Source organism: Streptomyces sp. NPDC000594 (assembly GCF_040299965.1).
Taxonomy (GTDB): domain Bacteria; phylum Actinomycetota; class Actinomycetes; order Streptomycetales; family Streptomycetaceae; genus Streptomyces.
On the sequence record NZ_JBEPCY010000001.1, the window covers coordinates 84,692 to 103,157 of the forward strand.

The window sequence follows — 18,466 nt, forward strand, 5'->3', positions numbered from 1 at the left end:
TCTCAGCGGCCGTTGGGCCGCCGCTCCTGGCTCAGGTGGTACCGCCAGGTGTCGGCGAGCCCTTCGGCCAGCCCGATCTCCGGTCGCCAGCCGAGGACTTCGGCCGCGCGCCCGATGTCCAGCCACACATCCCTGCGGTCGAACGGGCGGGCCGGTTCGCGCTCCACGGGAACCGGCCGCCCCACCGTGGCCTCCAGGTGCTTGTGCAGGTCGTCCAGTGAGGTGGGCTCCCCGGCGCCTATGTTCAGCACCGTCGGCCGGTCCGCCGCACGCAGGGCGTCGGCCCTGCCGACGACGGCGAGCAGGGCGTTCGCCGCGTCGTCGACATGCACATAGTCCCTGCTCGACCCGCCGTCGCCGAGAATGCGCAGCTTCTCACCCGCCAGCAGGGCCCGCATCCAGTACCCGATCACTCCGTACCCCGCGGTGGTGTGCTGTCCGGGGCCGTACACATTGGAGAGCCGCAGCACCGCGGGAGCGAGCCAGTCCGACGCGGCGGCCAGCGCCTTCTCCTGCTCCAGTTTGGCCCTGCCATAGGCGTTGCTCGGGCCCTCGGGGGAGTGCTCGTCGTACGGCGGCTCGCACCCCGGGTCGTACACGGTGCCGCCCGACGCCGTGAGGGTCACGACCGGCCGTCTGGGGTTCTCGCGCAGGGCGTCGAGGAACGTCCGGAAGGAGGTGACCTCCTGGACGGCACGCTCGGGTTCGCGTTGGGCGATGGCCGGAGTGATCCGGCTCGCCAGATAGAAGACCATGTCGCAGTGGTGGAGCGCGGGATCGAGCCGCGTACCGTGAACTGCCGGTGCCGCGCTCGTGAAGGCGAGTGCCTCGACTCCTGCTCCGGACAGTGCGCGCATGACCCTTGTGCCGAGGAATCCACCTGCGCCGACCACGGCCACGACGGGCGCGGGCCGGTGGCGGTCGTTCTGCGGCAGGAGTGTTGCGGGCATCCTTTTCCCCCATGAAGAGAGCCGGTGACCTGTCACCCTCCGGCCGGCTGGAAGCAGGCACCCGCCCAGGGGACTTGCCGGATCGCGAGACCCGAGGGAAGGCGCTGGATATCGGCAGCTCTGGTCTCGGAGGGAGCGGTCCGGGTGGGCGGTGGCGCGTCGTGCGGTTCGGCAGTACGGTGCGGTGGGCACATGTTCCTGCCCGCAGACGGTCGTGATCAACGCCAACGCACCGTACCAGGAGCCCGGTTCCGCCACTACCCCACCATCCGGGGCACCGGCCTGCCGGGTCTTCACCCTGCCCGGCCGGCACTCCTTCCCCTGCGTTCGGGGCCTCGCTGAGTTGGATCACGAACGGCTAGCATCGCGCGCATGACAACGAGAAGCGATGCGGTCGCCGAGCGCCGACCGGCCTATCTGTCAGACCTGGCCGCCGGAACCGACAGGTTCTTCGATGAGCGCAGGGACTCCTGCCCGTGGTGCGACTCCCGGAAGCTCGGCGTCCTGCTGCGCACCACGGATGTGATGCAGCACAAGCCGGGCGTCTTCGTCCTGGAATCCTGCGGGGACTGCGGGCATGTCTTCCAGAATCCCCAGCTGAACGACGTCGGACTGGAGTTCTACTACCGGGACTTCTACGACGGTCTCGGCGAAGAGAACATGAACAAGATCTTCGGGACCAAGCAGGCCGGGCACGACGGACGGACGCATATGGTCGCGGCGCAGGGCAAGCCCCGGCAGTGGCTCGATGTCGGGACCGGGCACGGGCACTTCCTGACCGACGCCAAGAGAGTCCTGCCGGATACCGAGTTCGATGGACTCGACCGGACCGATGGAGTGCTGATAGCCCAGGAGAAGGGGCGGCTCCGCAAGGCGTACCAGGGCAGCTTCATCGAGCTGGCCCCCGGGTTCGCCGGTCAGTACGACGTGATCAGCATGTACCACTATCTGGAGCACACGGCGGACCCCAAGGCGGAGATGGCCGCCGCGGCGGCGGCCCTGCCGGAGGGCGGGCATCTGGCCATCGAACTGCCCGACCCGGAGTGCGCCTGGGCCAAGGTCCTCGGCAAGTGGTGGATCTCCTGGCTCCAGCCCCAGCATCTGCACATGATCCCGATCGGGAACCTCCGCTCCGAACTGGAGTCCCTGGGGCTGACGGTCGTCTCCGAGCAGCGGGCCGAACCGCACAACGGGCAGGACGTCGTCAGTGCGGCGGTTCTGTCGATCAACGCCGGGCTGATCGGCGGGGAGGACCTGGCCTGGCGATCGGCCCCGCCGACCCGGGCCCGCGCGCTGCTGCGCAAGGTCGCCTTCAACGCGAGTGTGCCGGTCCTGGTGCTGGCCTATCTGGTGGACCGGGTCTCCGCGTCGATCGGGGGCGGTCGCGGCCTCTCGAACACCTATCGGGTGCTGGCGCGCAAGACGTCCTGACGGTGTGTGGCCGCCGGGCGCCCTGACGGCCGAAAGGCTGCCGGGTGCCCGGTACCGCCGGGGCTCCTCCGGTGCGTACCCTGGTGCCCGCCCTGTTCCCCGCCCGGTCGCCGTCTCCGTTTTCACGGCTGTGACCTGCGGATTTCCCCATCTGGCGGGAACGGGCTTGACCTTGACACGGTGATAAGGTTTCCACTGGGGTGCAGGAGGTAGTTCCGATGACCACGACCGATGTGACCGCGCAGCACACCCGCCTGATCAACGCCCTGAGTGCCGAGGATCCCTCGATCCGGCTCAAGGCGGCCCTGGCGGCCGGCTCCAACCCCGACCCCGTCGTTCTGGAGGCGCTCGTCGAGCGATGCGCCGTCGAGCCCGACTTCTTCGTACGGGACATGTTGTCCTGGGCCCTGACCCGCCTCCCGTCGGAGATCACCCTGCCCCGGATCCGCCGGGAGCTCGACTCCGAGCACAACCAGGCCCGCAGCCAGGCCCTGCACACGCTCTCCAAGATCGACAACAAGAGCACCTGGGCCTGGATCACCCGTGACATGCTGCGCGACGCCGATGACGAGGTCGCGCGGACCGCATGGCGGGTGGCGGTCGTCCTCGTACCGGAGGCCGAGGAGAAGGACCTGGTCGAGGAGTTGGTCCTCCAGCTCGGCCGGGGCAACCGCGGTGTGCAGCTGAGCCTCAGCCGGGCCATCGTCGACCTCGGCGAAGTGGCCAAGGCCGCCCTGGAGAAGGCCTCGGACCACCCGGACCCGGACGTGGCGGCGCACGCCCGCGCCACCGAGATGCTCCGGCGGAACCCGGAGACCGGTTTCGACGCGGCGATCGAGGACGCGAAGCGCGCGGTCAGGCTCGGCCCGGAGCGGGCGGCCGCGGCCGAGGCGGCCGCGGCCCAGGCTGCGGCAGAAGCCGCCGCCGGCCAGGCCGCGGGGACGGCCACGGCGGCCGACCCCGACCAGGCGGACCCGGCCGCTCCGGCCACCGAGGCCTAGGTCGTCTCTTATGGATCTTGCTGGGCTCGCGTGCCCTGGCACCGCACCTCGCCGCGTTGTCGTCAATCACCAATGCTCCGCAGTGGCTCAATCCTCCGCCTTGCGATGCACGGCACCAGACCCCGCTCCCTGATCCAGCCTGATCCCTAAGAAACTCCCTAGGAGACCGTCCTGTGCTGATCGGCGATGTGGCCCGTCGCTCCGGGGTGAGCACCCGCATGCTCCGGCACTACGACGCCCTGGGGCTGGTGCGGCCGACGGGCCGCACCGTCGGCGGCTACCGCCAGTACTCGGCCGAGGATGTCCGCAGGATCTTCCATGTGGAGAGCCTGCGGTCCCTCGGGCTGTCGCTCAAGCAGATCGGGCGCGCGCTGGAGGACCCGGCCTTCACCCCGTCCGCCCTGGTGAGCGATCTCATCCAGTGGACGGAGGACCGGCTGGCGCGGGAACAGGAACTGCTGGAACGGCTCCGGGTGATCGACGCGTCGGCGCCCACGGGCTGGCAGGACGTCCTGCGCGTCATCGAACTCATGCGGGAACTCAACTCGACCAGTGCCGCCCGCCGGCAGCAGGCCGTCCTGACCCCGCCGGAGGACACATCCGTTCCCGTCGAGCTGCTGGTCGGGGCGGTCCTGGCCGAGTCCGACCCCCATGTCGCCGGGGCCTTGCGCTGGGCGCTGGCCCGGACGGGTGGCGAGGGCGTGGCGGCGCTGGCCGCCGCCGTGGGCTCCCAGGACGTGGAGATCCGGCGGCGCGCGGTGCTGGCCATCGCCGAGATGCCCAGGGAACCGAAGGCGGTCGCGGTACTCGCGGACGCCCTCGGGGACCCGGACGCCACGGTGCGCGAGCGGGCCGCGCTGGCCCTCGGTGCCCACGGAGTGGCCGCGGCCGTGCCGGCCCTGGTCGGCATGGTGGTCGAGGGATCCCATGACGTGGGCGCCGCGGAGGCGCTCGGAACACTCTCCCGGGACCCCGCCTGTGCGGAGCGGATCCAGTCCGCCCTCGCCGACGCGCTGGTCGCGCCCACCGCGGACTCGGCGACACGGATCCGGCTCACCCAGGCCCTGGTGGAACTGGAGGGAACCACCGCGCGGACCATGCTGCGCCACCTCGTCCACGACCGGGACCCGGCCGTGGCCCTGGTGGCATCGGCCCTGGTGGACGTGGTGGACAGACGAGCCGACGAGAACACCGCAGGACCGCACGGCACCCCTGCGGAGATCTGACCGGCCGGGAGGCCCCCGTACCGGCCGGCGCGCGGCCACCGCCTCATCCGGCGGTGGCCATGCGCCGCAGGCCGACGCCCGATCACGGCCCGGACCAGCCCGGGCGGGATCACGGGACAGCCCGCGATCAGCACGACCGCCATCACCCCGGTGCTCGCGCTGTCGACCCGCAGCACCAGGCGGAGGAACCGCACCGCTCCGGACGAGCGCGTCGCGGTGTCGACGGTGGACAGGGCATGCGTCATCGCGGATCTCCTCCAGATGGGCTGCGAGGACCCACCGTGGCACGGGCGACGTCGTGGACTCCATGACCTCGGAGGTCATGGTCCGGCGACCGGGCCGCTGACTATCGTGTGGATCATGCAGACGGATGAACTGCCCCGGGTGGGGCTGTTACTGCGAAACTGGCGACACCGCCGCAAGCTCAGCCAGCTCGACCTGGCGCTGAAGGCGGACACCTCGACCCGTCATCTGTCCTGTGTCGAGAACGGCCGCGCCCGGCCCAGCCGCGCGATGGTGCTCCGGCTCGCCGAACACCTCGACATCCCCCTGCGCGACCGGAACGGCCTGCTGCTGTCCTCCCGCCGCATCTGACGGAGCCCCGCGCCAAGGTGATGCGGCTGATCCTGCACCCCGACGGGCCGGCCACCAGCTGTCCGAACTACGCCGAGGTGCGGGCCCACGCACTCGGCCGACTCCTGCACTATCTGGCGTTGGGCGGCGACGAGAGGCCCTAGGCGGGCGGCCGCGAGAGCTGGGCGGTGAGCCGCTCGTGCTCCCCGGCGGGGACCGGCGTCCCGGACGACGGACGCAGATGGGGGACGCCGTCGACGATGGGGTAGAGGCGCCGCAGCCGAGGGTTGTAGAGGGCGTCACCGGAGCCACCGGGGTCACCGCCGGAGGCCTCGTCGGCCGGGGCCGTGTCACCGGCCGGGTCGGCGCCGGACCGCACCAGCCGCAGCGGTCCCTTGTCCAGCGGGCAGACCAGGATGCCCAGCAGCGGGTCATCGGCGTTCATGGGCGGTCAGCTCCTTGGCGGTGGTCGTCGGGGACGGTGGGCCGGTCGGATCGGCCGCCTCCGGCGCCTCGGGCCGGTCGTGCTGCGGCATCGCGAGGAGCACCGCCACCGCCAGCACGGTCCCCGCGACCCGTAGCGCCAGCCGCACCGGATCGCCGGGCAGCGCCTCACCGAAGGCGAATGTCCCGAGTATGGCCGCGAACACGCTGGTCACCGTCGTGCACACCGGCACGATCAGGGAGACCCGGCAGCGTTGCAGGGCCGCCTGCGACATGATCAGCCCGAAGACGCCGGTGAACAGCAGAAGATAGGGGTACGGGGAGCCCAGCACACCGAGCAGCACGGCGCCGGGCCGGTCGGGCAGCCCGGCCAGCCGGCCCGACACCCCCTTGATCGCCAGCGAACTCACCCCGTACAGCAGGCCCAGGGCGACCCCGTACCCGACCCCCGTCGTCGGCTTCCGGTGGGGCCGCCGGGCCCGGCGCTCCGTGACCGCGTACAGCCACAGCCCGGCCGCCAGCGCGGGCCCACAGACCAGCAGGACCAGCGGCACCGGCGCGTCGGCGCCCACGGTGTCGGTCTCCGGGGACAGGGAGAGGACCACCATCACCAGGGCCGCGAGGATCGCCCCGATCGCCCACCGCTCCCGCCCCGAGGTCCGCTCGCCGAGCAGCCGCGCCGACAGCAGCAGGAGCAGCACCAGACCGGAGACGAAGATGCCCTGCGCGGCGGCGATCGGCAGCGTCCGGTAGACGACGAGCTGCGCACCGAACCCGGCGGCCAGCGCCAGCGAGCCACCGATCCACAGCGGGCTCCCGATGACCAGCCGCAGCAGCCGCGCGGGCTGCCGGACCGATACGGCGGGCATGCTCCCGAGCGCCCGCTTCTCCAGGACGAATCCCGTGCTGTAGAGCAGGTTCGCCAGCAGTGCGGCGGCCACCCCCCACCCCATCGCCTAGATCCTCCGCGCGTGCAGCAGCAGGATCGAGGAGAGCGAAGGGGCCGCGCACACCAGCCGGTCCAGCGGCCGCAGCGGGCGCGGCACCCCGTGGAAGGGCGCACCCGCGACCCGGACCACCTCGAAGCCGGACGCGGCCACGAACTCCCGCAGCGCGCGGGCCGTGTAGAGCCGCAGATGTCCGACCACCTCGCTGCCGGGCCGGCCGTGGATGGCGCGCAGGCTGACCTCGGAGAAGACGGGCTGGACACCGGCGAGCAGCAGGGCCCGGTTGTACCAGGCGGCCAGGTTCGGCGTGGACAGCATCAGATGGCCGCCGGGGCGCAGGACCCGCCGCAGTTCGTCCAGGGCGCTGTCCGGGTCCACCAGATGCTCGATCACCTCGCTGAAGAGCACGGCGTCGGCCACCCCGGACCCGAACGGCAGCCGTCCGGGGCTGAGTTCACCGCGCACCACGTCGGTGAGCCGGGTCCGGGCCCGGCGCAGGGCGTCCTGCGACCAGTCGACGCCGATGACCCGGTGCCCGGCGAGCAGCGGCGCCGCGGTGGCCGCCGCCGTACCGTCACCGCAGCCGACGTCGAGGACGACGGCGGGGCGCACGGCGGCGGGGCCGAGCGCGGCGGCGAGCATCCGGGCCTGCCGCAGACTGCGGGCGTCCCCGGAGGCGACGGGCACGGCGGGATTCTCGTAGAACTCCCGAAGCCCTCGGGGCGGGGCGGCGGGGTCCGTCTTCGACCGGGCGGTGGTCGTCATCCCGGGCCTCCTTCCGTCGCCCCGCCGTTCCCGGTGGTGGCGTTCTCCATCGCGTCCAGGTACCGCTCGAACAGTTCCCGCAGCCTCGCCCCGTCCTCCCGGTCGAGCAGCGCCTTCGACCAGCGCAGCGCGAGATGCAGCCGCCCGGCGGTGGAGGCCGCCGTCACATTGAGCCCCCGGGGCATCCGGGCGGGCGCCGAGAACCACACGGCGTCCGCCCGGCCCGCGTCCCCGAAGTCCAGGGCGTACGGAACGCGTCCGATATTGCTCAGCAGCGTCGTGGAGGTCCATGGCTCCGCCGCCCGCCGCAGGCCGCGGGTGACGGCGGCCCGCCATACCACCGGCACCACCGGCGCCGTCAGCAGAACCGCCGCGGCGCCGAGTTGCGGGCGGGGTACGGAGGTGAGGGCGCGGGTACGGTCGGCGGTCCGGCGCAGCAGCTCACCCAGGCCAACCGGATCGTGCTGCGCGGCGGCGCGCCCACCGGCGGCCAGTTCGGCCACGGTGAAGGGGACTTCGACGAGCCGGGTGCCGTTCCCGATGGGCATATCGGCGCCGCGCGGACGGTCGTCCACCGGCATGGTGATCCGGATCGGGCGCGGCGGTGCGCCGTGCTCCCGGTTCCAGTCCGCGATCATCAGCGCGGTGGCGACCAGGAGCTGATCGTTCACGGTGTATCCGGCGCCGGGCGGGCGGCGCGGTACGGCCCGGTCGGCCACCAGCAGGCCATTGCCCGGGGGACCGGACGGGGCACCGCGCGCCACCCGGGCGGACGGTGCCCAGGGGGACGACCCCGGCGCCCCCGGGGCCGGGACCCCGGGGGCGGTACGGACCGGGGGTGCCGCCGGGACATCGGCCCGGCCGCCGTACAACTCGGCGGCGGTGGCGAGGACCCGCAGCGACGCGGGGCCGTCCAGCGCGGTGTGGTTGACGGTGAGGAACAGGGCCGTACCGCCCGGCCGTTCCGGGTCCTCGACCAGTTCGAGCCGGACCGGCGGGGACGCCGCCAGCGGGGGAGCCGAGGCCAGACAGCGCTCCCTGGCCCGCTCCAGCGCCCCGGGCTCCGGCTCCGCAACCGTCACCACGTCCACGCCGGGGTCCGGTCCCTCGGTCAGCTCCCAGAAGTAGCGGCGCCGGTACCAGGGGCCCGGCGCCTGGCGGACCTGGGCGCGCGGGTGGTGGCGCAGCGCGGCGGTGAAGGCCCGCCGCAGCCGCGCCGGGTCGGGCCGCCCCGGCAGCCGGATCTCGATGTGGATGGTCTCGGGCTCCTCCGCCCGGAGGCAGTGCCGGGTGACCTCGTCGACGACGGGGAACGGCACCAGGGCGGGCCGTCCGGCCGGCCCGGAGCGCGCGGGACCATCCACGGCGGTCACTGGATGCCACCTCCGGGAGCATCGGGGCCTGCGGGGGCACCCGGGTGCCCGGAATCCGGCTGGGCGCCCGATCCGGAACCGGCACCCGCACCGGCCCCCTTGTCCTTGCCCAGCCCGGCCCTGCCCAGCCCGAAGCGGAGACCCGGGCCCGATCCGGAGGCCGAGCGGGAGCCGGAGCCCTGTCCCGAGCCCGAGGCCGATGATCCGGAGCCCGAGCCGGGATCCGTATCGGTGACCCGCCCGAGTCGCCCGAGGCGCCCGAGCCCTCCGACGGTCACCAGGGCCGCGAACAGCGCGATGAACGCCAGGAGCTGGGCCACGTACCCGAACGCCCCTTCCCCGGCGGCCGGGGCCTCACCCGCGCCGGTGGCCGCCGCGATCCCCGCCCCCGCCATCGCGGCGAAGGCGATCGGCACCAGCAGCGCATGACGCCGCAGGGCGATCAGCGCGAGCGCCGGGACCAGCAGCGCGAACCAGCCCGCGACCACCACGGCCACCAGGGTCAGTGCCACCGTCCCGAGGATCGTCCCGGGTCCGCTCGGCACCGGTCCCGGCGCGGTCCCGGTCGCGTGCTCTGGGTTCTCCTCGCGCCTGCGGAACAGCACCAGACCGATCAGTGCGAGCAGGGCGACCCCGCCCGCGATCAGACCCGCCTCGTACACCCGGGCCGGCCCGTACTCCAGCTTGACCGTGCCGCCCTCGCCCGCCGGGATCGCGAAGCCCTGCTGCCAGCCGTCGAGCCGGAGCGACGGGAGTTCCTTGCCGTTCAGGGTCGCCTTCCAGCCGTCGTTGAAGTTCTCGTACATCGTCAGATACGCGGTGGCGCCCGAGCCGACCGACACCTCACGGCGGTCGCCCCGCCAGTCGCCGACGGTCAGCTCCCGGCCGGTGGTGGCCGGCGCGGCCGGCTCGCCCCGGGTGAGGGTCACCTCGGTGATCGCGAGCGGACCCGCGTCCCCGGCCTCGATCAGGTGCTCACCCGCGCCGAGGGACAGCTCCGGCTGCCGCTCGCCCCGTTGGCAGAGCGTCACCTCGATGGGACGCCGCTCCACCAGGGCCCTGACGGTGCCCGTCGCGCTGGTGGCGTGGAGGGTTCCGTCGACCGCCAGGGCCGGCCCCTCGCCGCACTTCAGGGTGAAGGCGACATCGGGGGACGGCTGCTCGGTGCGGCCCTCGGGGAACCCCGGGACATGCAGCTCGGCGAGGCCCACGGGGAGCTGGAGCTCGCCGTCGGCGACCGGGTTGTGGAGGGTCATCGGCGCGGTCCGGGTGACCGTGATGTCGAGCCGGTCGGTGGTGATCGGCGCGAAGCGGGCCCAGCCGTTGTCGTCGACGTTCGCGATGGCCGCGCCGTGGGGGGAGCTGATCTCGATCTTTGTGGGCCGGGCCGAGAGCCCGCCCGCGCCGACCAGGACCAGCGAGTCCACGGCCTTCCTGCCGGACCACTTCAGATGGACCACCGGCTTGTTCCCGGCGATCCACGCGGTCGTCAGATCACCGTCGGTGAGGTTGCGGGCCGCCAGCCCCGGGCCGAGCCGGGCCGTGGAGTCGGCGGTCGCGACGATCTGCGCCACCTGCCGGGGCGCCACCCGGTACAGCAGCCTGTCCAGCTCGTTGCCGGGCACCGGCACCGCGCTGACCTTGACGTCATGCGTTCCGGCCGTGCCGGTGGTGAAGGAGCGGTGCAGTCCCGCCTCCGTACCGGCCGGGGAGAGCCCGCCCGGGTCGGAGGACCGGTGCAGCGACACCATCTCGGCCGCCGCCTTCGAACGCGCGCCGTCCGTGGGCAGCTTCAGCATCCGGGTCACGGTGACATCGGGAATCCCGATCTCGGCGAACCCGGCACCGGTCAGCCCCGGCCGCCCGGCCTCCGCGCCCACGATGGTGAACTTCACCCAGCGCGTCTCACCCTCGGGCGCCGCGACCTCCTGGGTCCTGCCGTCGGTCGCCAGCGGGCTCGTCTCACTGCCCTGCTCGGTCTCCACCTTCACCCGTGTCGGAGCGGACCGCACCCCGTTCTGGGGGAGCGGGGTCATCTCCAGCGACGACGGGATCCGCTTCTTCCCGTCGAACGCGATCCGCAGCCACTGTCCCTTCGCGCTGCCGTGCGCGCCCTCGGCCCATGCCGTGTCCGGATTGCCGTCGAAGGCGTTCACCGGGTCGTACTGCGGCAGATGGAAGAGCCAGTTGCCGCTGGAGGACGCCGTCACCGCACGCGCCCCGCGCAGCTCCGCGACCGTCTGACGCGCGATGCCCTTGGTCGGCAGGATCTGATGAGGTGCGTCCCCGGGATCCTGCACACTGTCGGGGTGGTTGCGCTCGTCCTTGGTGTACGTGTACGAGGTGTTGGTGTTCACCAGGCCGAAACGGGTGTCGGCGCGCCGCAGCCCGTCCCCGGTGACCTGGAGCGCCGGCGTGTCGACGCCGGGGTGCCCGTCCCCGGTCAGCACGGCCGGCCGGCCGCGCAGCGACGGGTCGCCGGCGAGCGGCAGCAGCGACTCCGGTCCGCCGGACACCACGGCCGTATCGGCGGCGGCGTGGATTCCGGCCCGGCCGGGCGGCCGGGGGCCCACGGCGGGCGCGAAGATCTCCACCGCCCGCTGGCGCGGGTACACCCCCTCGACCTGGATGGGGGTGTCGTCCGCGATCCTTCCCCCGGTCATGACCGGGCCGAGGCCCTTGACCCGCTCATAGCCGGACTGCTCCAGCGCCCGCTTCACGGTCGGTGTCGGCACATATCCGAGCTGGTCCGGGTCCAGATCATTGCGGACCACCACATGGTGCAGCCCCGCCCGGTTCAGGAAGTCCCGCAGCCCCGGTATCTCGGCGCCGGTGAGCAGGGCCTGCTCCACGGCGTCCATGGCGCGGCGGTTCCCGGGCGTACCGAACGGCACATAGTCCCGCTGGGCCCAGGGGGAGTCGGCGAGCACATCGAGGGGCTGGTCGATGGGGGAGCCCCAGGTGTAGACGCCGTGCGCGGTCGCCGGGACCACCAGGGCCCGGCTGTCCGGCGAGTTCTTCTTCAGCCAGTCGGCCGTGTCCTCCCAGTACGTCGGCAGCTTGGTGAACGAACCCGGCTGGAGGATGGATCCGTTGACATACGGCAGGGCGAGTCCCGGCAGTACCAGTACGGCCGCGATCAGCGGGGCGTACCGCCGTCCCCACCGCACCCCGTGCCCCGGGCGCGCCCCGCGCTCCCGCTGGGCGACGGCGGTGAGATGGACGAGCCCGAGCACCAGGGCGAGCGCGAGACCCGGCTGGAACTTGTAGATGTTCCGGAACGGTGCCAGCGCCCCGTCCAGCAGATCCTGGACGGGCCCCGCGAACGGTGCGCCGAACTTCCCCGAGTACCCGGCGAGGGTGAGCAGCGCGACCGTCAGCACGGTCAGCACCAGCCAGCGGCGCTCCGGCAGATCCCGCCGGGCGAGCCCGGCGAGTCCCAGCGCGGCGGCCAGCGCCGAACCCACGATGACCAGGCCCGATGCCGCGACACTCCAGCCGGCGGGCAGCCAGGCCTCACCGAAGTGCAGATACGCCACCCAGTTGCCGGCGCCGCGCAGGGCCTCCGTCGCCGCCATGGTGTCCGTGGTGACCTGGGACGTCTCGATGTAGGGGAGGAAGTCCTCGCCGTACCTGCTCAGGAGCAGCAGCGGGACCACCCACCACAGCGTCGCCAGCAGGACCCCGCCGCTCCACCACAGGATGAGCCGCGCCTTCCGTGGACCGTTCGGCCGGGAGAGCAGATACAGCCCGACCGGCAGCAGCGACGCGAGGGTCGACACCGCGTTCACGCCGCCCATGAACGGGATCAGCAGCGCCGAGCGCAGCGCCGTCACCCGCGCGCTGTACCGGTCGTCGGTGAGCGGCAGCAGCACCCAGGGCAGCAGCGCGCCGGGCAGCGCGGCGGCCGATGTGGACCCGACGACGATGGTGAACGTCGGCCACAGCGCGTACGCCGCACCGCCGAGCAGCCGTGTCGAACGGGAGCCGACACCCAGCCGTTCGGCCAGCCGCAGCGCCCCCCAGAAGGCGGTGGTCACCACCAGGGAGAGCCACAGCCGCTCCGCCAGCCACACCGGCAACTGCACCAGATCGGCGATGCCGTAGAAGGGGAGCATCGGGAACGCGTACCCGATGTACTGGTTGGTGAGCCCGCCGAAGCCGCTGGTGCTCTGCCAGAGCTGTCCGAGGTCGCCGATGAACCGCCAGGGGTCGGTGGCGACACCGAGCTTGGTCTCGAAGGTCATCCGCCCCGGCGAGACCGCCAGGAAGAGCGCGAACACCACGGCCCAGAACCCCAGCAGCCACCGCCGCGACCGGGGCCCGTCGGGAGGGTCCGGGGTCGCACCGGTGGTCCGGACGGCCGCCGGAGGGGGAGCCTGGGCCGCTGGGGCCGTACTGGTCATGGACACCGCCGAAGAATGAGGAGGAGATTCCAGGTAGCGAACTCACGCAGGCCCGGGACCCGGGTCACCGCTCCGGCCAGGAACGGCCAGTAGCGGGAGCGGGCGGAGACCACGGTGACGTCGGTCCTGGCCCGTACCTGGCGCAGGGTGGGACCGATGTGCACGGCGAAGAGGTTCTCGCCGAGGGTGTGCTTGGCGGAGCGGCCGGTGCGCCGCTCATAGCGGGCCCGTGCCCTCGCCGCGCCCAGATAGTGCCAGGGCGCCCACTCATGGCCGCCCCAGGGGGAGAGCCAGTTGGTGAACGAGACATAGATCAGCCCGCCGGGGCGGGTGACGCGGATCATCTCACTGAGAAAGGTCTGGGGGTCCTCCACATGCTCCAGGACATTGGAGGAGAAGCACACATCCGCCGAGCCGTCGGCGAGCGGCAGCAGATAGCCGTCCGCGACGACCGCGCCCTTCGGCGGGCTCGGCCCCAGCTCCCGTACATCCGGCTCGAAGAGGAAGCTGTGCGCCCCGCGCCGGCGGAACTCCTCGGTGAAGTACCCGCCTCCGCCGCCGATGTCGACGACGGTACGTCCGGTGACCGGCCCGCCGTACGCCTCGACCTGGTCGGCGGCGTCCCGGGCCAGCAGGGTGTAGCAGGTGTCGGGCTCGTCCTGCTCCCGCATAAAGGCCCGGAAGAGGGCCCAGGAGCGGCTGAGGGAAGGGTCTTTCGGTGCCGCGCGGCGGTCGCTCGCCGACGGGGCACCGGGGGTGTCCGCGGTGGCGCGGACTCTTGGACCAGGGGACGGCATCGATCCTCACTTCCGCCGGGAGGGCGCGGCGGCGGTCAGCGGGGGAGTGCCCGACCGGGACCTGGCGGACGGGCCGCCGTGACCCTGTCCCTGTCCCTGGCCCTGGCGTCGGCTCCGGCCGTCCTGTCCCTGGCCTCGGCCCTGGGCGGCGGCCTCGATGGCGACGGCGCGGAACGCCCGTACCGTATGGGACCAGGTGTATCCGGCGGCCAGCTCCCGTGCGGCCAGCCCCATGGCCGACCGGCGCTCCGGGCTGAGCGCCAGGGAGGACCAGGCGGCGGCGAACGAACTCTCCCCCCGGGCCAGCACCCCGCTCACCCCGTCGTCCACCGAGTCCCGCAGCCCCGGCACATCGAAGCCGACCGTCGGGGTCGACCGGATCGCGGCCTCCGTGACCACCAGGCCCCACCCCTCCACGGCCGATGGATGCAGCAGCAGCCAGGCCGAGCAGAGCAGCCGGTGCTTCTCCGCCTCCGTGACATGGCCCGCGAACTCCACTCCGGCGCCCGCGAGCCGCTCCAGCCGCTTCCGCTCCGGACCGTCTCCGACGATGACGAGCCGGCCGCCGGTCACCGGCCGGACCCGCTCCCACAGCCGCAGCAGCAGATCGATCCGCTTGTACTCCACCAGCCGGCCCAGCGCCAGGAACAAGGGCTCGGGCGACCGCGGATGCGGAGGGCCGGGCTCCTCGACACCGTTGTGCACCACCCGTATTCGGTCCTGGTCGACGCCGATCCCGCGCAGGGCCCCGGCCGTGGACGGGGAGACCGCGACCATGAGGTTCCGCCGCTGTGCGTCCCTGAGGGCCCAGTGCTCCAGCCGGCGCCCGAGCCGGCCGGCGGGCGCCAGGGCCCGGCCGCCGAAGCGCATGTCCCACAGATCGGTGTGGACATGGTTGACCAGACAGAGCGTGGGTCCGTGATGCCACAGCGGTGCCAGATACGGCATGCCGTTGCACACCTCGACCAGCAGATCGCAGTCGCCGACCCGCCGGGCCACGGTCCTGCGGGCCCGCAGGAAGTGACCGAGGTCGCCGCCCGCCGACACCACACGGTAGTCGCGGTCGGCCGCCGGGCCGCCGCAGACAAGGGTGACCTGATGGCCGAGGCGGCTGAGCCCGTCGGCCAGCCGGTCGACCAGCAGCTCGGAACCGCCGGCGGCGGGATTGCCGAGGTCACGGCGGGAGAGGAACACAATGCGGCGCGGCTCGGCGGGCGGCGTCACAGAGGGCTGAGCGGGCCGGGGACCGGCCGTGCGCAGCGAAGCGGGCACGTGCTGGGGCATTGGTGCTCCGACTCGTCTCAGGGTGCGGAACCGTGCGGCGGTCGTGGTACGAGGATCACTCTCGGCACGGGAGCAGACGGATGAAAGGCGGACCGAGGAAAAGCGGGCGGATGAGGGTGGACGGATGACGGCGGATGGACGAAGGCCGGGCACATACGGCTCATACGGGGTGATGAGCCGAGGAGCGAGGCGGTACGAGATGAAGCGGTACCAGGGAGGTACACGGTGGTACGGAGTTCGAGCGGGGCGGAACCGATGGGCCGGATCCGGGACCGTGCCGGGGAGCGACTGCCCCCGCACACGGCCCCGGTGGGGTTCCGGCCCGGGGTGAGCCCGTCCCGGAGGGTGCCGGGGGAGCTCGGATGTACCGGGTTCAGGTGCGGATGGTGTGTTCGGGTGAGTGGGATGGACAGTTTTCGCCCCGTGGTCCGCTGCGGCTACTCACCGAAGTGATAAATTGCGCACCTGTTACCGGTCGTACTTCATCACTTGGTGAGCGATCCCGGTACCCGGGCCGGAGCCGGGGCCACAGCGGTCCCCCCGGGGCGCCCCCGGAACACCAGGAACGAGCCGGCCGCGGCCAGCAGCAGCCCCAGACCGCCCGCTCCCACCGGCACCGTCACCCCCACCAGCTGGAGCTTACGGTTGTCGGCCTTCGCCAGCGCGACCTGCTTCTTCTGCGTCTCCTCGGTGAACGCGATGCGCTCGCTCTCCAGCAGCACCACCTCGTTCTCGCCGGAGTCCGCGCCGGGCGCCCGCAGCGTCTTCTTCGGCCCGATCGCCGCGAACAGGATCCGCCCGGTCCGCTGGTCCGCGACCAGCTCGATGCCATGGTTGGCGTACCACTCCTCGGCGAGGACCTGGCCCCGCTCCGGCTGACCGACGAGCACCCCCGGCACCTGCCGCGTCCCCGTCCTCACCGGGTCGACCGTGCCGGTGAACAGATATCCCTCATGGCCCTGGACCTTCGTCCTGTTCTTGAACCGGAGTTCCACGGTGGCGCCCAGCGTGCTGTCCCACCAGCGGTACGCACGCCGCTCCACATTGAACGGGAACTTCAGATACGCCTCGCCCTCGAATCGCGGGCTCTCCTCGCAGCAGTGCACGGGGGCGTTGGTCCTCCGGTCGGTCACCCAGCGTTCCACGGTCCACTGGAACGAATCATGGGGATCGGACGCGGGCAGGGTGCCGTCGGTGTCGACGCTCGTCGACACGTCCCAGACGGCCCGGCCGCTCTCCTCGCTGTCGGCCACATCGCCGCGGACCTTGCGGGTGATGGTGAGCTTCGTCTCCTCGACGGTCTTGACCTTACGGGCGTCGAAATAGCTCCCCTGACCAGTGAAGACCGTGGTCACATCGGTGTCGATCGGGGTGCGCTGGGCGCGCGGCTCGACATACCAGACGAGCATCGCTGCCAGCACCAGCAAGAAGGTGCCGATGCCCAGCAGAACGAGCGAAACAGGTGAGGCGGTACGACGCATCCGGGCACTCCAGGAGGGTTCGGGGCGGCTCGACACGGTGGTGGAAGAGCGAGGTCACAAGGTGACGGAACGTGTGCGCGCAGGGGGAAAAAGTGCAGGCGCGTTATGGGCCGGGAACCGTAGGCGCACCCTTGACTAGGTGTCAATGCATTGTTGAGACTGACCCCAGCCGGTCGGGGCCGGCAGGCGCCACCACGGGAAGGCAGGACCAGGGACCCGTGATCACCCACGAGCAGGGGACCCGTGGGCACTGGCGCGGATCGTGTGGATCATCCAGGGTGGGGACGACCTTTCGACCGGAGAGGCTGGACTCCAGCATGCCCAGACTGCTCGCCGCCGCACTCACCACCGTGGCCGCCTCGGCGCTCGCCGTGGGCGCCGCCCTCGGTGTCGTGGCCCTGCTCAACGCCACCCCGGAGCAGCCCAACACCCCCCTCGTCACCTATGAGACGGCTTCCCGGGAGCGCTGAACCCGTGTCCTCGCCCACCCCAGCCCTCGGCCCCCCGGGTGCCACCACGGCCTCCGGCACCCTGGGGAGCCGTACCGTGCCGCCCCCCGGAGCCCGTTCGGCCTGGCACGACGTACCGCGGAGCCAGGTGCGCCGCTTCGCCGCACTCGCCATGGCCGAGGCCCCCACCCTGGCCGAGGAGATCCTGCGGGAGATCCGCCGTGAGTACCCGCACGTCCCGGTCATCCTCGACGACTCCGGGGAACCCAAGTCCCTCATCGGTATCCGGCGGGCCATCGAGATCTTCGTCCTGCATCTGGAGACGGCCGAGGACCGGCCCCGCGTCCACCCCGAGGTCTTCCAGGACTTCGGCCGGGGCGAGGGAATCGGCGGCCGGAGCCTCGACTCCCTCCAGGCCATCTACCGCCTCGGCGTCCGCCTCACCTGGCGGCGCCTCGCGGAGATCGGCCAGCGTGTCGACATCCCGCCACCGGCCATGTACGAACTGGTCGACGCGGGATACGAGTATCTGGACGGCCTGGTGGACCAGTCGGTACGCGGCTACGCCGAGGCCGCCGCCCGGCAGGCCGGTGAACGCCTCCGGCTCCAGCGCGAACTCATGGAACTCCTGCTCGCCGAGCACCGCACCCGCCCCGCCGCCGGCCCCCACGAGATCGCCGCCACCCTCGCGGAACGTGCCGCCCGCATCGGCTGGCCGCTGCCCGCCAGGGTCTCCGCCGGGGTGCTGCTCCGCCCCGCCCGCCAGGCCGTCGCCCCCGCCGTCGGCGAGGGTGTCCTCCTGGACATGGAGGCCGAGCAGCCCCGCATGGTCGTGCCCGACCCGGACGCGGCGGGCCGCCCCGAACTGCTGCGGCGCGCCATGACCGGCTGGGCCGGCGCGATCGGGCCACCGGTGCCCCTGGTCGACGCCGCCAAGTCGCTCCGCTGGGCCGAGGCCGCACTGCGCCTCATGGAGCGCGGGCTGCTCCCGGCCGGGGAGGTGCTGCACTGCACCGAGCACACCGAGGCCCTGGTGCTCCTCCAGCCCGAGGAGCTGATCGACGATCTGGCCCGCCGCACCCTCGCACCGCTCGCCCACTGCGGCCGGACCCATGCCCGCCGCCTCGCCGAGACCCTGCTCGCCTGGCTGGAGACCCGGGGCGGCGCCGCCGAGGTCGCGGGCCGCCTCGGGGTCCATCCCCAGACCGTCCGCTACCGGCTCCGCCAGATCCGGGAGCTGTGGGGGGACGAGATCGACGACCCCGACCGCCGCTTCGAACTGGAACTGGTGCTGCGCGCCCAGCGGCTGCGCGGCGATCTGGGCCGGTTCAGCCCCTGA

At 72.6% G+C, this 18,466-nt stretch carries 16 protein-coding genes; 7 read left to right on the top strand and 9 right to left on the bottom strand.

From position 1 onward, the window contains the following. Positions 1-2: 2 nt before the first annotated feature. Positions 3-950 carry an NAD-dependent epimerase/dehydratase family protein gene (locus tag ABT354_RS00085; RefSeq protein WP_351486703.1) on the bottom strand — a complete coding sequence of 316 codons (948 nt, stop codon included), beginning with the start codon at positions 948-950 and terminating at the stop codon, positions 3-5. Between the two features lie 372 nt (positions 951-1,322). Here ABT354_RS00085 and ABT354_RS00090 point away from each other — a divergent pair, with 372 nt between their 5' ends. The 5 genes from ABT354_RS00090 (at position 1,323) to ABT354_RS38000 (ending at position 5,345) form a co-directional block, all read left to right on the top strand. Then, positions 1,323-2,381 (top strand): class I SAM-dependent methyltransferase, encoded by a 1,059-nt coding sequence (locus ABT354_RS00090; RefSeq protein ID WP_351486706.1) that lies wholly within the window; start codon positions 1,323-1,325, stop codon positions 2,379-2,381. 218 nt (positions 2,382-2,599) lie between these two features. Beyond that, entirely contained in the window at positions 2,600-3,382 is a 783-nt protein-coding gene (locus tag ABT354_RS00095; RefSeq protein WP_351486708.1) for a HEAT repeat domain-containing protein, read from the top strand. A gap of 173 nt (positions 3,383-3,555) precedes the next feature. Next, positions 3,556-4,608 (top strand): MerR family transcriptional regulator, encoded by a 1,053-nt coding sequence (locus tag ABT354_RS00100; protein WP_351486711.1) that lies wholly within the window; start codon positions 3,556-3,558, stop codon positions 4,606-4,608. 360 nt (positions 4,609-4,968) lie between these two features. Next, on the top strand, positions 4,969-5,202 hold the full coding sequence (locus ABT354_RS00105; RefSeq protein WP_502983292.1) for a helix-turn-helix domain-containing protein: 234 nt from the start codon (positions 4,969-4,971) through the stop codon (positions 5,200-5,202). 20 nt (positions 5,203-5,222) lie between these two features. Then, positions 5,223-5,345, top strand: coding sequence for a hypothetical protein (locus ABT354_RS38000; protein ID WP_502983293.1), 123 nt, complete (start codon positions 5,223-5,225; stop codon positions 5,343-5,345). Here ABT354_RS38000 and ABT354_RS00110 read toward each other — a convergent pair. The 8 genes from ABT354_RS00110 to pgfA form a co-directional block, all read right to left on the bottom strand. Beyond that, entirely contained in the window at positions 5,342-5,626 is a 285-nt protein-coding gene (locus tag ABT354_RS00110) for a Trm112 family protein (protein WP_351486714.1), read from the bottom strand. The two genes, ABT354_RS38000 and ABT354_RS00110, sit on opposite strands and share 4 nt — an antisense overlap. Then, positions 5,613-6,578, bottom strand: a complete 966-nt coding sequence (locus tag ABT354_RS00115; protein WP_351486716.1) for a DMT family protein — start codon at positions 6,576-6,578, stop codon at positions 5,613-5,615. The genes ABT354_RS00110 and ABT354_RS00115 overlap by 14 nt, the downstream gene beginning before the upstream one ends. A gap of 3 nt (positions 6,579-6,581) precedes the next feature. Further along, positions 6,582-7,337 (bottom strand): class I SAM-dependent methyltransferase, encoded by a 756-nt coding sequence (locus ABT354_RS00120; protein ID WP_351486719.1) that lies wholly within the window; start codon positions 7,335-7,337, stop codon positions 6,582-6,584. Next, positions 7,334-8,710 carry a condensation protein gene (locus ABT354_RS00125; protein WP_351486722.1) on the bottom strand — a complete coding sequence of 459 codons (1,377 nt, stop codon included), beginning with the start codon at positions 8,708-8,710 and terminating at the stop codon, positions 7,334-7,336. The genes ABT354_RS00120 and ABT354_RS00125 overlap by 4 nt, the downstream gene beginning before the upstream one ends. Continuing rightward, complete coding sequence (locus tag ABT354_RS00130; protein ID WP_351488007.1) at positions 8,707-13,116, bottom strand: alpha-(1->3)-arabinofuranosyltransferase domain-containing protein; 4,410 nt, start codon at positions 13,114-13,116, stop codon at positions 8,707-8,709. The genes ABT354_RS00125 and ABT354_RS00130 overlap by 4 nt, the downstream gene beginning before the upstream one ends. Beyond that, positions 13,113-13,913: a class I SAM-dependent methyltransferase gene (locus ABT354_RS00135; RefSeq protein WP_351486725.1), complete on the bottom strand. Its 801-nt coding sequence runs from the start codon at positions 13,911-13,913 to the stop codon at positions 13,113-13,115. Before ABT354_RS00135 ends, ABT354_RS00130 begins: the two co-directional genes overlap by 4 nt. Before the next feature lie 6 nt (positions 13,914-13,919). Next, positions 13,920-15,197, bottom strand: a complete 1,278-nt coding sequence (locus ABT354_RS00140; RefSeq protein ID WP_351486727.1) for a glycosyltransferase family 4 protein — start codon at positions 15,195-15,197, stop codon at positions 13,920-13,922. A gap of 485 nt (positions 15,198-15,682) precedes the next feature. After that, the gene (gene pgfA / locus ABT354_RS00145) at positions 15,683-16,678 is read right to left on the bottom strand and encodes a cell envelope lipid trafficking protein PgfA (protein ID WP_351486730.1); all 996 of its coding nucleotides are present in this window, start codon (positions 16,676-16,678) and stop codon (positions 15,683-15,685) included. A 317-nt stretch (positions 16,679-16,995) separates the two neighbouring features. Between pgfA and ABT354_RS00150 the strand changes: the two genes are divergently transcribed. Next, positions 16,996-17,148, top strand: coding sequence for a hypothetical protein (locus tag ABT354_RS00150; protein ID WP_351486732.1), 153 nt, complete (start codon positions 16,996-16,998; stop codon positions 17,146-17,148). Beyond that, positions 17,123-18,466, top strand: a complete 1,344-nt coding sequence (locus ABT354_RS00155) for a PucR family transcriptional regulator (RefSeq protein WP_351486734.1) — start codon at positions 17,123-17,125, stop codon at positions 18,464-18,466. Before ABT354_RS00150 ends, ABT354_RS00155 begins: the two co-directional genes overlap by 26 nt.

What these genes read in the sequence shown, in the direction of transcription:
- ABT354_RS00085 (WP_351486703.1), bottom strand. Translation starts at nt 950, where the DNA reads ATGCCCGCAACACTCCTGCCGCAGAACGACCGCCACCGGCCCGCGCCC.
- ABT354_RS00090 (WP_351486706.1), top strand. Translation starts at nt 1,323, where the DNA reads ATGACAACGAGAAGCGATGCGGTCGCCGAGCGCCGACCGGCCTATCTG.
- ABT354_RS00095 (WP_351486708.1), top strand. Translation starts at nt 2,600, where the DNA reads ATGACCACGACCGATGTGACCGCGCAGCACACCCGCCTGATCAACGCC.
- ABT354_RS00105 (WP_502983292.1), top strand. Translation starts at nt 4,969, where the DNA reads ATGCAGACGGATGAACTGCCCCGGGTGGGGCTGTTACTGCGAAACTGG.
- ABT354_RS38000 (WP_502983293.1), top strand. Translation starts at nt 5,223, where the DNA reads ATGCGGCTGATCCTGCACCCCGACGGGCCGGCCACCAGCTGTCCGAAC.
- ABT354_RS00110 (WP_351486714.1), bottom strand. Translation starts at nt 5,626, where the DNA reads ATGAACGCCGATGACCCGCTGCTGGGCATCCTGGTCTGCCCGCTGGAC.
- ABT354_RS00115 (WP_351486716.1), bottom strand. Translation starts at nt 6,578, where the DNA reads ATGGGGTGGGGGGTGGCCGCCGCACTGCTGGCGAACCTGCTCTACAGC.
- ABT354_RS00120 (WP_351486719.1), bottom strand. Translation starts at nt 7,337, where the DNA reads ATGACGACCACCGCCCGGTCGAAGACGGACCCCGCCGCCCCGCCCCGA.
- ABT354_RS00130 (WP_351488007.1), bottom strand. Translation starts at nt 13,116, where the DNA reads ATGACCAGTACGGCCCCAGCGGCCCAGGCTCCCCCTCCGGCGGCCGTC.
- ABT354_RS00135 (WP_351486725.1), bottom strand. Translation starts at nt 13,913, where the DNA reads ATGCCGTCCCCTGGTCCAAGAGTCCGCGCCACCGCGGACACCCCCGGT.
- ABT354_RS00140 (WP_351486727.1), bottom strand. Translation starts at nt 15,197, where the DNA reads ATGCCCCAGCACGTGCCCGCTTCGCTGCGCACGGCCGGTCCCCGGCCC.
- pgfA (WP_351486730.1), bottom strand. Translation starts at nt 16,678, where the DNA reads ATGCGTCGTACCGCCTCACCTGTTTCGCTCGTTCTGCTGGGCATCGGC.
- ABT354_RS00150 (WP_351486732.1), top strand. Translation starts at nt 16,996, where the DNA reads ATGCCCAGACTGCTCGCCGCCGCACTCACCACCGTGGCCGCCTCGGCG.
- ABT354_RS00155 (WP_351486734.1), top strand. Translation starts at nt 17,123, where the DNA reads ATGAGACGGCTTCCCGGGAGCGCTGAACCCGTGTCCTCGCCCACCCCA.